Source organism: Proteiniphilum saccharofermentans (assembly GCF_900095135.1).
Lineage (GTDB): Bacteria > Bacteroidota > Bacteroidia > Bacteroidales > Dysgonomonadaceae > Proteiniphilum > Proteiniphilum saccharofermentans.
In genome coordinates this window covers 1,592,008-1,607,409 of record NZ_LT605205.1, presented here as the reverse complement: position 1 = coordinate 1,607,409, position 15,402 = coordinate 1,592,008, and the positions used below count along the sequence as shown (strand labels likewise).

Sequence of the window (15,402 nt, the reverse complement as noted above, 5' to 3'; positions counted from 1 at the left end):
ACCTTTATTTAAATTTATCATTCACTATCTGTTGTATCCCAATGACCAAATAATAGAGATAGTAAAGTCCCACATTTCCACCAATTGTAGAAAATAAACACAGCGCTCTCCGGTTTTTCATCCTGAAATTGTGAAACTTCCCGGATAGATAACCGGGGGGACGTGTTTTCCATTTCGGATCATAACGCCCAAAATTACCCAATGACAGAATATCTTTCAATATTACTTTTTGAGAGACATCCCTGAATTTATCCGTATAGAAAGGAAATTTTTCTTTTGCAAGGCCCAGTTGATGTACAGCTATACAACCAAAAATTTGCCATACACGCAATAACCGGAAAGCTTCGAGGTCATTTATCAGTTCCTGACGGTCTATTTGGTCATGGAATTTATGAAGATAGATTACCCAGTCACTCAATTGGCGGCACCCTATTCCATCCGAAATAAAATGATGGAAAGCATGATAAAAGATATATAATGCATCAAAATTTGCCGGCGGAAGCAACACCTCTGTATTATTCAGCTTCCAGACCTTTAATCTATTCCCATGTAAATGGTATTGTGTCCATCGCTGAAATATTTTATTTTTGAATGGGTCAGGAAATCTTTCTACTATACGATGAAATTCAATTTCCACACCCTCATGGTCGAAATGAAAATGTTTATGGCTTTCTAATGTGTTACCTGATACAATCCCCTTTTCAACAACCAAATCGCAAGCTCTTTTGTAGTCTTTCTTTCCAATATAAAGATCTATATCGCCACACTGGCGACGGGCGGGATTCGGATAATTCTGCGCTACTCCCTGCCCTTTGAGTAATATGGGATGGATGCCTTCAGCCTGTAATAAAGCTATTATCCGGATCAATCGGTCATTCAGCAGTTCATGGCTTTGTTCTATTCGGATAACCGTCCGATAGAGTTGACGCATGGTTGCAGCAGGAGGCTGCACATCTTCCGGCAAATTGGATATACCATCGAAAATAATACCACTGACAGTTTGCATGGCAGCTATTTTCATAATTGCACCCCAATCTGTATCACCTGAAAAAAGAGATTTCTCAACCGGACTTTCCCATAGTCCCGATCGTAGCAAAGCGAAAAATTGTTGCTCTGTGCGGCTCATTCTTCTACAATCCCTGCGTCAATCCAGCTCCTTGCAATATCGTTAGCATCGGTCAATGCCTGACCGACAGGTATGCCATATTTCGACACCAATAAATCGGCCAGGGTCTTTTCATCGAAATCCTTTCCTTCCACTTCCTGCCACAAATAAGCAGCAGAACTGTTAAGCGAAATCAATTTATTAAAATCTATTTGTGCCAGTCCTTCACCGGCTACAATGTATTCCTTGCCCACGGTGCGAAGTTTAAAACCTTGTTTTATCCTCATACAGTTGTTTTACACTTTAGTTTTATGATGGAACATCCCTATAACATTGGGTTACCTGCTATATAATTCGTCTGTATATGGCTAACAGATATCTCCTAACCGGCAAAAGCTTTCTCCACAGGAGAGCTTTTCTATACTCTCTTCTGCTGTGGCAATCAACCGGTTTTCCCTTATGGATAATAGTTCTTGCCAGACCGCAAATATTTTCTTTATAGCACCGCTCCACTCCGGAAACATTACCATCTCCCATCAGGATTACCTGTTCATTATCCATCTTCAGGATACGGTGCAGGACAAATTGCTTTGAACCAATTTCCGCCAGCACTATATCCCCTATATTATATACCTCCCTTTTTTCCAGCACTACACTATCCCTGCCTCCTACAATAAAAGGGAGCATACTGTTACCCTTTGCCTTGATGGTAACCTGCTTACCCTCCGAGAGCATCTTTGCCACTTCGAGGAGCATTACTTCATTGGGTAGTGTGACACTCCTCATTACGCTCCTTTTATTGTAGTAGCCGACAATTCTGCCGCAGCCTTATCGGGCAGGCAATACAGCCGATAGCAGGGGACCGTACTTACTAGTTTTTCCACCGTACGGTGTACTCCCGATGCAATCTCCTCTTCCCAACGCATACTCGAACAGGCCGGAAACACTATTGCATAAGCCTGTAACAAAGATAATGCTTTAATTTGATTCTGTGGTGCCTGTTCCAACTTTACAATCCCTTTCAGTAAAGCCTTTTCATTGCGGTAACAGGGAGTCTTACCACTCCATGGTGTACCATAAACAATGGGATTCCCATCAATAATCCGTACCACCGGATTGTCGTCATTCAACAGTTCACTTCCCTCTATATAATCCAGCCACAACCGGCTATGGGTACTCTTTCCGGTACCGCTTTTACCCAAAAATATAAATCCATCAGTCTCATTTTTAATAACTGACGCGTGCATCATCAGTGTATCAAGGTTGGCTGTGGAAAAAGCATAGAGCAACATTAAGCAGTTATTGAGACAGAAAAAACGGTACTTATCGCCGGCAGGAAGTTTCACCTGTGCCACCCGAAAAGCAGCATCGGTATCCATCGTGCAATAGTCTCGGCTTCCCGGATAGGCAATCCGAAAACGAAAAGATCCGTTATCGGGCTTGAATACGCCAATGAAAGCTATGTCGTTATCAAACTGCCCCACTTGTTTGTAATCGAGTTCATCGGAAAGATTGTCCACAATGGAAAGAGAAAAGAGGCAATCACCGGTCTCCTTAGACACACGAAAAGGAGAGTAATTGGTTAGACTATCCTCCTCTAAAGATTCATTAGAAAAAGATAGCCGGAAACGATGCCCGGCTACCTGATAGAAAAAATTGTTCTTCAAAATAATGAATATCTATATGCTGTTGGTTCTTCTAATTAATTACCTACTCCCATCCGGTCAGATTGAAATAGTAACTCTTCCCTGCTTTAAATCCATTTTGTAAGACGGCATTAGTGTTTGAAAATATCCGCAAAAAAGCCGGATCCATTTCTTCATCTTCCGAATTTACATATATCGCTCTAAGATACAATACATCATTCCCTTCAAATGGATCAGTAGCCAATATCGGGATAAAAAAGTCAAATTCTTCAGTCGGGGCACTCTCATGCATATTGATGGTCACAGTGGATATCTGCCAATAAGTTGCGGGAGTCAATGCATCGTCATCTATATTTTCCAGATAACCTTGTGTATTGAAAAAAGGTCTAAGATCTTCCGGAATAAGACCATTTACTCCTCCATTTGCCACTTTAGCTATCTCAAATCTGGATAATTTAGGGAACAACGGCTGGTTCTCATTCCTTAAATGAATCCGTAAAATACCTCCAAGCTGTTTATACTGTAGGCTGATAGGACTCGAAGCTCCTTCATCCTCTATAACTACACCCGTCGCTTTTGCTTTCATAAATATATTTGGAGTCAAATAGGATGACGACTCTTCATTTTCAATCGGTGCTATAGAAACCATTGTAGCCTTGTAGAATTCACCGCTCAAGGGATTACCATCTGGACCAGTGACCACCCCCAGGGTCCATCCTGAAGCGGGATAAAGCCCATATACGGTATAGGATCCTACTTCAAGACCTTCAGCTCCGTCTACGGGAACAAATTCACACCGGCTTGGTTTTTCGTTTTCTTCAACAACTGCCTGGTAAATAATTTCGATGGGGTCGTCTTCAAGAATTCCATCTTTATAGAACAACAACTTCACCTGATCACCGTTACTCCAATAAAAACTTTCACCGTTTCCTACAGGATCGTCGTTCTCTTCAACAACACCTGCTCTTGTAGTGGTTTCTGTGAATTTACCAAGATTTCCCTGAATTGTGGGCAAATATGTTTTCTTTGCCTCCGGAACAGATGATTGGGGAATTTCATCGTTATTACATGAGGTTACCAGGAATAATGCAGAAATTCCCATGAGGTAAAATATTTTCTTCATTTTAGTCGATTTTTTAATTGTTACAAATTAGTTCATTCTCCTCTGATTAAAAATAATGTAGAGAATAAACTACGGAAAAACTCCACCATTATCCCATCCATCACTACTACTTTGCAATATGGGATGTTCCATCTCCATTTCAATCACTTCGATTTCAGGCTTTTCATAAGCCACTTCCACTTCATTTAGTAGATTGTTTTGAGCTTGATTTTCTTTCATTGTCTTTTCTTTTATTAGTTAAACATTCTAATTAATAATTATCACCTTTTACCAGCCCCTAGATAAGGGTAAAGTACGGAAACTTCTGCTATGATTCGAATTAGAACAAAATAGATATCACTTTGTTCACAAAAATAAACAAATAAATTGAATAAAAAAGACAAATGTATAAAAAAAAGTACACCTCAAAGTAAAATCGTGAAATATTTCCCCATCAGGTCGTTTTTCCCAGTATCTTATCCATAACCCAATTGGCGCGGGTAGCCGAAATGCCGGTGCTGACAGGCTCTACCCCATGGCCGTTCAGATAGTTGACAATGCTTTCAACAAGATAATACTGGATATTCTCGGGATTCTCTTCACGAAACTCCTGTATGCCTGCGGCTGTATACAGGAGAATGGGTGCAAAATCGAAAGTGGCGAAGGTAAGCCTCCCTTTTGTGCCGGTTATATCAATCAGGTCGATCCGGCTGTTTTTCGGTGCGGTAAAACTCCAGCTTCCACTACCTGATAGCCCGGATTTAAAATGGAAAGAAGCACTTACACTATCTTCCACTTCATATAATCCTCCCACGTTATTGGTGAATCCATATGCATCCGTAATCTCTCCGAAGAGATAATCGAGCAGATCAAGTTGATGGGATGCCAGATCGTAAAAATACCCTGCACCGGCAATCTCTTTTTTCACCCGCCATGGCAAGGAGTCACGATTGTAATCCTCCTTATAGGGAGGAATGGCGAAGCGGATTTGTACAGTTGAGATGCTGCCTAAAAGCCCGTCATCGATAAGCTGTTTCACCCTCAGGAAATAGGGTAAGGTACGGCGGTAATAGGCCACAAAACAGGGTACCCCGGTCTCCCGGGAAACGCGGTTTATCTGAAGGCATTCCTCGTACGAAGCGGCCATCGGTTTTTCCACATAGACCGGCTTACCCGCTCTCATGGCAGCTACTGCATACTCTACATGCGAACCGGGAGGGGTAGCAATATACACTGCGTTTACCGACGGATCGTTGATCAGGTCATGTGCATTATCATACCACTTCCCTATCCCATGCCTACGGGCATAATCCTCTGCCTTTTGACCATCGCGGCGCATGACTGCTACCACATCCGATCCTTCTACTTTACTGAAAGCAGGACCGCTCTTCTTTTCGGTGACGGCGCCACAACCGATAAATCCCCAATGTATCATAATTAATTACAAATTACTAATTACCAATTGTCAACCAATTATAAGTTTTCAACTTTTCCTCTCCAGTCTCCCTGTTTCCCTGTCTCCCTTTTCACTTTTCATATAGGAAATTATACCCAAAATACCGAGCACTGCAAAAGCAATCCCGATATACAGGAAAACAGAGGATACACCATCCGCCTGTCCGTAGGAGTGCATCCCGCTAAGGAAATAGTTAACTCCAAGAAAAGTCATCAGGACGGAGGCGAAAGCAAAAACTGAGAGCAGGTTAAAAAGCCACAGATTGTTCCATTTCTTCACCAGGTGTAAATGGGTCACCATGGAATAAACTACCACGGTGATCAGCGCCCAAGTCTCCTTGGGATCCCATCCCCAATACCGGCCCCATGACTCGTTCGCCCAGACGGCTCCAAGGAATGTACCGGTAGTCATCAATACTACTCCCACCAACAACGACATATTATTGATGATACTTAACTCCTGAATGCGGGAAGATAAACGCGGACTATCCTTCGTAAAAGCCATTATAGAGAGATTAGTGATGCCGAGCAGGAAACTGATACCGAAAAATCCGTAGGCAGCCACGATCACAGCAACGTGAAACATCAACCAGGGCGACTTCAATACCGGTACCAGTGTATTGATCTGCGGATCCATCCAGTTGAGGGCAGCTACAAACAGGATAACTCCACCAAAAAGCGTGGCAAGTGCACGTGTGAGTGTACTTTTCCGTCCAAAGATAAAGCCGGCCAGTACCGTAGCCCACGACACATAGACCATAGTTTCATAAGAATTACTCCATGGTGCATACCCCGAGATATACCATCTCATCCCCATACCAAACATGTGGCAAAGGAACAACAACATGATACCCACGGTCAGGGCCATAGCCACATAACTCTTCCATCGCTTTTCGCGCAACAATTGCATCAAAGCGATAACAAGCAGCAATCCTCCACAGATAAAATAACCGGTTTTCACACGGTTAAAGAGATCCATCTTGTTATAGCGGAACTCCGCCTCCAATTTCTTCGGATGAATCAGAGAGGCTTTATCATTAGCCAACTGGTATGACGCGATCACATCCAAGGCCTGGTCGGCTTTGGACCAGTCACCATTTCCCAGCGCTTGCCTTACTTCCTCAAGGTACTGTTCGAACGACCGGATAATGAAGAGCGAATCCGTTTCTGAAAAAGCGGAAAGATCATCACCCGGTGCATACCAGGTATGGGAAGGATCCTTCGGATCGGGGTAGATCCCAAACAGAGTATGGTTCAATAACTGATAGAGAATACTCACTCGTTCATCAAGTTTGACCAGCTCTTTTTCAGAGAACATTCTCTTATCCGCCGGCTTATGATAAATCTCCTGCAATTGGGGTAGCAGCCTGTAATTTCCCTGCTGGTCGAAAAGATGATAATAGGGTACATATTCTTCGGGCAGGTTATAACGTCTACTGACTTCTTTATCGGATAAGACGATGAATGGCACCTGCATCCACATCTGCGGCATAGCAAGTATACCCAGCAAAAACTGATCGGAATTGAGATCGCCGAATGTCTGTTCTTTATGTACTTTGCGGAGAATCTCTGAAGAGAAAGTATTCATCGGCATAGTACGTCCCCGGAATTGTACCGGCAACTTACCGAACCGGGCCGCATGCTCCGTCGGTATCCTGTTATGCTGTACCGCGTCGTCTATCAGACCGTCAGGCATTTCCTGTGAATAGCTGTATACAGCTGTCAACACAAAGATCGTAACGAGTGCACCTTTCCGGACTTCCTTTAATCGCTGCTGCAACTTACGGAATCGGGAATCAGGCATAAAAAAGATAAGGATAAAACCTGCTACGAGCATGAGATAGCCGGCATATGTCACAGTACGTCCCGCCACATCCCTGTTCACCGAGAGGATGGTACCCATCTCATCCTGATCGTACGATGCCTGAAAGAAACGGTATCCCTTTACGTCCAATACGTTGTTCATAAACACTTTTTCCTCGCGGACCTCTCCGTCGACATGTACCAGCAGATCGCTCTCGTAGGAGGAAGGGCTCTGCGATCCGGGATAACGGATTAACCTGAAATCCTTGAGTTCCAACACAAAAGGCAAAATTTCCGTCTTTACTCCTTTGGAGGTATGCATTACCATCTGGTCAGTTTTCTCACCTTCACGGATATGTACCTGTCCTTCTTTCCCAAACAGGAAAGTGGTCAATGCTCCTAAAAGAATAACCACAAGGGCACAGTGGATCACCACCATGGCCCATTTTTTTCTTTGGATAAAATTACGACTGAAAAGAATCAGTATAAAATTCATCACCAGCAGAAATTGAAGGAACAAAAACAGTGGTGAATAATAGACCAGCATCTTGGCAGCCTGCGCCCCCATCCATTTTTCGATAAAAGTAGCTGTTGCCAAACCAATCGCATAGATCAGCAATAACACGATAGAGGCTTTATACGATGAGAGAAAACGTATTAATTTTTCCATAGTGATTTTTGACAGGGATGTTTATTTTAGTTTATTTAGCAAAAAATGAGTGAGGGATTGATTCCCTTCACTCATTTTTATTTATGCAGCACTATCTATTCGTCATGAAGGATAGTCTCACGCTTCTTCCCACTGTTTACGAAGTAATTCAAGGGCTGCCGGCACTACTATATTACGATCTCCCTGAGCACCGCATTCAAAGCTGACATACTTGTCGTATCCAAGCATCTTGAGCCCTTTAAACCCCTTCACATAGTCATCTGCATCACCATCTTCTCCGGGCATGCTGCGCCGTTTACGGCTGGCCATATGCACGTGTTGCAGGTAATCTCCGGCAGAAAGGAAGGCAGCCATATCGCAAGTCTCTTCCCAGGTCATGTGCCAGAAGTCACCCAAACATTTCACTCCCGGATTATTTATATCACGGCAGATAGAAGCGGCATCAGCCACCTGACGGAGATAGAATGCCTCCTTGCGGTTCAGCGGCTCGAGAATAACAGTCGTGCCATGTTGTTGTGCAAAAGTGCCCATCTCGTCAAACTGCTCACAGAGGAAATCGCGTGTCTCCTGCGTGTGGGGCATCACCGGAACCTGGCTGTTAAAAGCAGGTACAATGATTACACCTACTGATTCGAGTTCACCTGCGGCAATCATCAGTGCTTCCATCGTATCACGGCATTGTTTCCGGATCTTCGGATCGGTAGAGAGGATAAAACCATCAAAACCGGCACAGACGGCACTCACTTTTATATTTCGCCCTTTGAGAGCGTCTTTCATCTCCTGTAATCTCGCAAGCATAGGTTTTCCGTGAGGTTCAAAGCCCACTACACCATGCTTTTCCATGAAATCGAACTTCTCATTCAGGTTGGCTCCGGGAGCGGTTCCCTCCTGAAAAGAGATATTCAGTTTCGCCTTACTCTTAGAGCAAGAGTCTCCCTTTCCGTTTGCCGAAGCAAACGAGGTACATCCACCTATGGCCACAGCTGCTGAACCGGCAAGGGTTGTTTTTAAAAATCTTCTCCTGTCGAGTGTCATAATCGCAATTTTTTATTTTCCACTTCCCGGTACGGGTACCGTAAATCCGGACATATCCATTTTACCGATATTCAGGTCGGCGGGAGTGTAATCAAGCGGAGCAGCAGTCATGGCATCCCAGGTCACTTGCTGTCCGGTATAGGCTGCTTCACGCCCCATGATTCCAGCCATATTCGACACAGCCGTTTCAGATGCCTGTTCGATTGGTTTGTTACCCCGTATGCAGTTAATCAGATTGACATGCTCCAGGGTATAGGGATCCGTTTGCTGGAAAGTGGCCTTTTCAGCCTCACTATCATATTGCCAGATCACATTGCCGGCAAGATCCTTAATCACATGTCCACCATTGCTCGACCATGATCCTTTCGTTCCCTGGATAAATTCGCTCACGTTGTTGGCACAACCATTGATCTGGCGGCACATACTGTGCATATGAATACCGTTCTCCATGGTGAAGTCGATACTGAAATTATCGTACTGGTCACCCGTCACACGACGTTGGCGTGAACCAAAACCGACTGCACTGACAGGTTTCAATCCGGAGAACCAGGTAAATACATCAATATTGTGGACATGCTGCTCCACGATATGGTCTCCCGACAGCCATTTCCAGTTCACCCAGTCGCGTACCATAAACTCGAAATCGTTCCATTGTGGTTGACGGTCGCGATACCACAACTGAGACTGGTTCCAATAAACCGTTCCACCGGTAATTTCACCAATAGCGCCATTCATGATTTGTTTGAATGATTCCACATAGCCGCGCTGATGGTGGCGTTGCGTTCCGGTAACTACGGATAAGTTCTTGGCCTGCGCTTGCCTGGCTGCAGCTACGATGGTACGATATCCTGCCGAGTCTACACAGATCGGTTTTTCCAGAAAACTATGTTTGTTTTTCTCTACCGCATATCTGAAATGTTCAGGACGGAAGAAAGGAGGAGTGCAGTCGATCAGTACGTCGATATCGCTATCGATCACCTGTTTATAGGCATCCAATCCCACAAAGCGTTTATCGGCAGGAATATCGATATTTTTTTCGTCCTTCAGTTTCTCTGCCAGCTTGTCGACCTTGTCCTGGAACACATCACCCAAAGCGACGATAGTCACGCCATTGGCTGCATTCAAGAAGTTCATGGCTGCTCCCGAACCACGTCCACCGCAACCTACAACACCTGCTTTCAGTTCTTTTCCGTCAGTTGCCAAGTCAGGAAGTTCGGGGATATAATAAGTACCAGGCTCTCTCAAAGGCGCATTACCCTCTTTTCCTCCACCACTACAGGATGTCAGAAATCCCGCGGAGCCGGTACCGATCACTCCGACTGCTCCCGCCACGGCAGAAGTTTTCAGAAATGACCTTCTGGTTAGATTGTTTTCTTTCTTCATTACTTTGATTGTTTTAGATTATTGTTTTAGGATTTTTTATTGTTATTATCACTTCTCCACCATTTCACCTTACCACTATAAGTCCGGTTCACATACTACACGGAATCCGATCCCTTTTATATCGGAATACCACCAGATACTCTTTGGTTGTTGCGGGTCCGTCCTCAACCATGCTTCGTGTTGCGTATGTCTACGGCTCGCACTCCGCACATCAGCCGCATCGGAAGAATAGAGTCCTCCACGTACCACCCATTCGTCACCTTCGGTCACGCGGGGATTATGTGTAACTCCTGACCGTTTAGCATATGCTTGCGGATCATATTTGTCAGCCGTATACTCCATCACATTACCCAGCATATTTTTTAATCCGAAAGGATTGGCCATCACTTCGGAAGGAGGCTGCGTACGTCCGTTACTATTTTTGTCATAGACCACATACGAGGTGATACCGTCGGTCTTCGGCTTGAAAACATTCCGCATAAATCCCTGATCTGAAAAATCTTTCGGACTTCCGGGAAAGAAATAAGGTGTTTCCGTACCTCCACGGGCAGCATATTCCCACTCAGCCTCGGTAGGGAGACGGTATTTCTTACCGGTCTTCTCCGATAACCACTGGCAGAATGTTTCGGCAGCATAATGGGTCATTGTAATAGCAGGACGGTCACCTTGTCCCCACCCCTGGTCGGGATAGCCGAATGGAGGCGTAGGACCTGATATGGCGTCTACTCCCATTGCATTCAGGTTGTTCGCATATACCGTTTCAGGAGGAGTACGCCCTTCGCTCATCGTCTCCGCATAGAATGCCCAGTACATATCCCAGGTGGTTTCTACCTCCGCCATAAAGAACGGACTCAGAGATACCTCATGCTGCGGCGATTCGTCCGGATTGCGGAAAGGTTCTTTTTCCGGACTTCCCATCTTGAAAGTACCACCAGGGATTGCGATCATCTCAAACGAAACTGCCGTACCGGGAATCTGCTCTGTATAATTGGCAAAACCGGTGACCACCGCCGGCTCCTTATAAAACAAGCTGGTATCTGCTGCTGCAGCTCCGGTCATGCCGGGAACGCCAACCATCTGCCCATGGGAATAGTTCGGGTTGTAATGCCCTACATCCAAATGGCAACTGATACACTGCAAATCGAGCTTTTCCGCATTCTCCTCATAATAAAGATGTGCCGTAATACCATCATCGCTGATTCCTTGTGGAAAGAGATTTTGGTGACATTTTACACAAGACTCGTTAGGAATATATTTCACAGCATGTTCCAATTCCGATTTTCTGTCCCAGTCGATCTCTGCAGGATCCTTGGTAAGGTATCCCCACAAATCACGCACACCCAGCGATATCTTTGCCGTATAATGCGCCCAAGTGTCGTCTTTAGGCGGAAGATGGCAGTCTACACAGTTGACCATCACTCCACTTGAGTTGTTCACATGGACCGACAACATCCAACTTTCTTCTGCATGAGGATGCACGTGGCACATCATGCAGGATTCATTCGTGGAAAAATAGACTGAAGTCTGGTACAGGGCTGCAACAAAAACAATTCCGATGAATATTCCGATGAGAAGGAAAAAACCTTTTCGTTGATGCAATTTTTTACCTGTTCTCTGTTCCCTCCTGGCACGTTTCGACATTGTAGTTCCTGATAAAAAGTTTTAAATTATAGTTTTTATCTATATATTGCTATTATTTGCCAATAAAAGTACGAAATTTTATTCTATTTAAAAAAATGAATCTATAAAAAGTACTTCTTTGACAAAAATTATCTTTATTCAATCCATTTAAACCATTTTGTATGGTTATCCTTGCTTGCTTCTACCATCGTTTCCACAAATTGCATTCCCCTGACTCCGTCGTAAACGGATGGGAAATCGGTAATGTGCCCATTGGGGACTTCCCCGTTTCTCTTAGCCATTACAGTTAAAGCAAAGTTCCGGTAAATATTGGCAAATGCTTCAATAAAACCTTCCGGATGTCCTGCAGGTGTTCTGGTATTCCATTTGGCAATATCGCTCAGGAATTCGTTATTCCCCATATAGAGTTCTTGTGTGGGTTTATCTCCCCATCTCAGGATCAAACGATTCGGGTCCATCTGCCTCCATTCCAATCCGCCCTTATCTCCATACACACGAATACGGATATTATTGGCTTCGCCAGTAGCGATTTGAGTAGCCATCAGCACACCGGTCACACCGGTCTCCAGACGGAGTAACGAAGCACCGTCATCATCCACAGGACGTCCCTCCACATAAGTCTGCAGATCGGCACATACTTCCTGAACTTTGAGTCCCGTCACATATTCGGCAAGGTGCCAGGCATGGGTACCTATATCTCCCATACAACCTGCTTTACCGGTAGTGTTGGGATTTGTTCTCCAGCCGGCGTTATTTCCTCCTTGTAATTCAATACGCTGCGACAGCCATCCCTGTGTATATTCCACATACACTTTTCTGATCCTGCCCAACTCACCGCCGGCAATACGTGCCTTCGCCTCTTTAACGGCAGGATAGCCCGAATAGACATGTGTGAGCGCCAGTACCAGACCGGTCTCCTCTACTTTTTCCCTGAGTTTTACTGCCTCTTCGAGGGAAAAGGTGATCGGTTTGTCGAGCACAACGTGAATACCTCTCTCCAGGGCCATCATGGCAGGTTCAAAATGCCATTTATTGGGGGTTACGATGGTCACAAAATCCATCCGTTCTTCTTCTGGCAACTCCATTTCGCGTTCAAACATTTCATGGTAGTTGTCATAGATCCGGTGATCCGGAATGAAATATTCCCTTCCGGAACTTCTGGATATTTCCGGATTGGCACTGAAACAACCACAGACCAGTTCGATCAGGTTATCCATAAATGCTGCACGACGGTGTATAGCTCCGATAAAGGCATCGCTCCCACCGCCGACCATGCCCATTTTGAGTTTTCTTTTCATGAAAAAATGGTATTAACTAAGAAACTGTTTAAATTTTATTGCAATACTGTTTTGAGTTTATTTTGGGATAGATTTTTTATTTTTTTCTTGCAGATTTAGCGGGCTAAATCAAAAGGAAAAAGTGAAAAAGATGCGCAAAAGAGACCAAAACAGTAGCAAAGAAAAACAAAGAACTCAATTATAAAAATATTTCGGTAAAATTTAAACAGTTTCTAATAATTAGTAAAAAATAAATCCAAATTTACATCTTTTTATCGAACGGACAAAATAAATATAATCAATCGGATAAAGCCGGAAATCTGTCCTGTCCTGAGATAAGTTGCCACAAGATGTAAATCAACTCATAACAGGACAGAATAGTTGAAAAATAATTAGTCCATTCCCGGATTTTGAACCAGATTTGGATTACGACGAATTTCATCCTGATGGATAGGGGCAAAATACATCTTATCCAACCATTTCCGGTTCTCACGACTGGAGAGATCATTTACATAATAGTAGTAATCATATTTCTCTTCATTGTGAATATACGGTTTATAAGATGTCTGACCCGGTTTCAGGATACCTTCTACAATAATCCCCGTCAAAGGTTTATTACCTGCTTCCGGAGCGATCATCCAACGGCGAACATCAAAATAACGATGTTGCTCATAGGCGAATTCTGCACGACGTTGCTGACGCAGGAAATCACGCATATCGGCCTGGGAAAATTGTTTTCCACGGGCAGCCAGGGTAGATCTGGTATCTTTCAACTCAATACGTCCACGCAAGATATCCAGCCACTTTGCCGCTTCCTCCAATTCATTCAATTCAATACTTGCTTCTGCAGCGATGAGGTACATTTCGGCCAAACGCATATAAACATGCGGTACGGTTTGCCTGAAATACTGTGCATCAACGGAAGTGTCGATCAATTTCTTCTCGTAATAACCTGTCCATGACCCATTCCAGTCTTCGATAGGTCCCTGACGGGTATCCACACCCCACATTGAGCGTCGGACAACTCCATCACGGTATTCAATTTGCACATCACCGTCGGTCACTTCATATTTACCTGCCTGCAGGGTTCCCAGAGGAGTAGGATCCAACGTGGCGGCATCAGCCGGACGCGGACGTCCCCAGGTATTCCCGTCGGTAGCTACAGTGGCATAAAAACGAGGTTCACGACCATTATAGGGATTTCCTTTCTGGAATTCTCCGGGTTTAGTCATCCCTTCCGGCATAGTTCCATCCTCGAATTCAAACGCCATTACCAAATCCTGTGTTGGCGTAGTTCCTGCCCAGTTATGATAACCATTCGGTCCATGCCATAATCCCATATTATTCGCAGCTCCAATAGAAGTGTGGTAATTACGGACAAACATTTGCTCGCTGTTTTGAATATCCGTCATGATAGCTTTGAATTTCTCAGCCCTTTCAGTATTGATGCCTCCTCTGCAATCGATCAGCTCAAATGGGCCATCCTCAATCACTTTAATTGCGGCATCCCTGGCGGCACGATAAGTAGCCATACGATCACCGTCGAATTGATTAACAGCCAAGGTATTTACCGTGCGGTCCGCATACAATGGGCTGGCAACATGCAATAAAATACGGGCTTTCAATCCGGTTGCCACGAACTTGGTTACACGTCCCCATTCCCCTGAACCAACGGTTTCAGGAAGATATTCTTCAGCCTTTTCCAGATCGCTTACGATAAATTCCAGACATTCGCGCATGGTATTACGGGGTTTTTTCATCTCTTCTACCTGGTCAAGAGAGAAGTCTTCAGTGACAATAGGCACCCCTCCGAAGCCACGTATCAGTTCATGATACATGTGTGCACGCATATAATAGGCTTCACCTTTCATACGATTCAGGTTAAATCCAACCTTTTCCGGCACATTGTCAATGTTATTGATAATAATATTGGCATAACGGATACCTCTGTATCTATTTACCCATCTAAAAGGATTGTTATTATTGTCATACCATTGAAGGTTGGTCTGTGAAATAGAAGCAGCTTCAACAACATCTTTTTGCCCATAGTTATGGGTAAAGTAAGCATCGTCGGTCAATCCGTCCAAAGAATGTTCTTGCGCACCCGGATGTATGTTATTGTATAAATCATTTACAAAAGCTTGCGTCAGAGCTGCATCGGTAAAGACCATCTGCTCCGTATAGGAAGTAGAAGGTACGATATCCATAAAGTCCGAACAAGAATTGAGGACAATGGCAAATCCCAAAACGATGATGGTTATTATTTGTTTTATATTTCTCATAAT

At 44.2% G+C, this 15,402-nt stretch carries 13 protein-coding genes; all 13 read right to left on the bottom strand.

Annotated features, from left to right (window positions below; all coding sequences use genetic code 11):
* Positions 1–4: 4 nt before the first annotated feature.
* Positions 5–1,126, bottom strand: coding sequence for a nucleotidyltransferase domain-containing protein (locus PSM36_RS06145; protein ID WP_083710956.1), 1,122 nt, complete (start codon positions 1,124–1,126; stop codon positions 5–7).
* Entirely contained in the window at positions 1,123–1,392 is a 270-nt protein-coding gene (locus tag PSM36_RS06140; RefSeq protein WP_076929782.1) for a PqqD family protein, read from the bottom strand. Before PSM36_RS06140 ends, PSM36_RS06145 begins: the two co-directional genes overlap by 4 nt.
* 58 nt (positions 1,393–1,450) lie before the next feature.
* On the bottom strand, positions 1,451–1,891 hold the full coding sequence (locus PSM36_RS06135) for a S24/S26 family peptidase (RefSeq protein WP_076929780.1): 441 nt from the start codon (positions 1,889–1,891) through the stop codon (positions 1,451–1,453).
* Positions 1,891–2,772 carry a hypothetical protein gene (locus PSM36_RS06130; RefSeq protein WP_076929779.1) on the bottom strand — a complete coding sequence of 294 codons (882 nt, stop codon included), beginning with the start codon at positions 2,770–2,772 and terminating at the stop codon, positions 1,891–1,893. Before PSM36_RS06130 ends, PSM36_RS06135 begins: the two co-directional genes overlap by 1 nt.
* Before the next feature lie 43 nt (positions 2,773–2,815).
* Positions 2,816–3,874: a hypothetical protein gene (locus tag PSM36_RS06125; RefSeq protein ID WP_076929777.1), complete on the bottom strand. Its 1,059-nt coding sequence runs from the start codon at positions 3,872–3,874 to the stop codon at positions 2,816–2,818.
* A 69-nt stretch (positions 3,875–3,943) separates the two neighbouring features.
* Positions 3,944–4,093, bottom strand: coding sequence for a hypothetical protein (locus PSM36_RS17300; RefSeq protein ID WP_154670970.1), 150 nt, complete (start codon positions 4,091–4,093; stop codon positions 3,944–3,946).
* Between the two features lie 214 nt (positions 4,094–4,307).
* Positions 4,308–5,288, bottom strand: a complete 981-nt coding sequence (locus PSM36_RS06120) for a Gfo/Idh/MocA family protein (protein ID WP_076929775.1) — start codon at positions 5,286–5,288, stop codon at positions 4,308–4,310.
* 48 nt (positions 5,289–5,336) lie between these two features.
* Entirely contained in the window at positions 5,337–7,781 is a 2,445-nt protein-coding gene (gene ccsA / locus PSM36_RS06115; protein WP_076929773.1) for a cytochrome c biogenesis protein CcsA, read from the bottom strand.
* A gap of 117 nt (positions 7,782–7,898) precedes the next feature.
* Complete coding sequence (locus tag PSM36_RS06110) at positions 7,899–8,816, bottom strand: TIM barrel protein (protein WP_076929770.1); 918 nt, start codon at positions 8,814–8,816, stop codon at positions 7,899–7,901.
* Between the two features lie 12 nt (positions 8,817–8,828).
* The gene (locus PSM36_RS06105; RefSeq protein ID WP_076929767.1) at positions 8,829–10,199 is read right to left on the bottom strand and encodes a Gfo/Idh/MocA family oxidoreductase; all 1,371 of its coding nucleotides are present in this window, start codon (positions 10,197–10,199) and stop codon (positions 8,829–8,831) included.
* A 75-nt stretch (positions 10,200–10,274) separates the two neighbouring features.
* Complete coding sequence (locus tag PSM36_RS06100; protein WP_076929763.1) at positions 10,275–11,840, bottom strand: SUMF1/EgtB/PvdO family nonheme iron enzyme; 1,566 nt, start codon at positions 11,838–11,840, stop codon at positions 10,275–10,277.
* 134 nt (positions 11,841–11,974) lie between these two features.
* Positions 11,975–13,138, bottom strand: coding sequence for a Gfo/Idh/MocA family protein (locus PSM36_RS06095; RefSeq protein WP_076929760.1), 1,164 nt, complete (start codon positions 13,136–13,138; stop codon positions 11,975–11,977).
* Between the two features lie 371 nt (positions 13,139–13,509).
* Positions 13,510–15,399 (bottom strand): RagB/SusD family nutrient uptake outer membrane protein, encoded by a 1,890-nt coding sequence (locus PSM36_RS06090; protein ID WP_076929757.1) that lies wholly within the window; start codon positions 15,397–15,399, stop codon positions 13,510–13,512.
* Positions 15,400–15,402 lie beyond the last annotated feature (3 nt).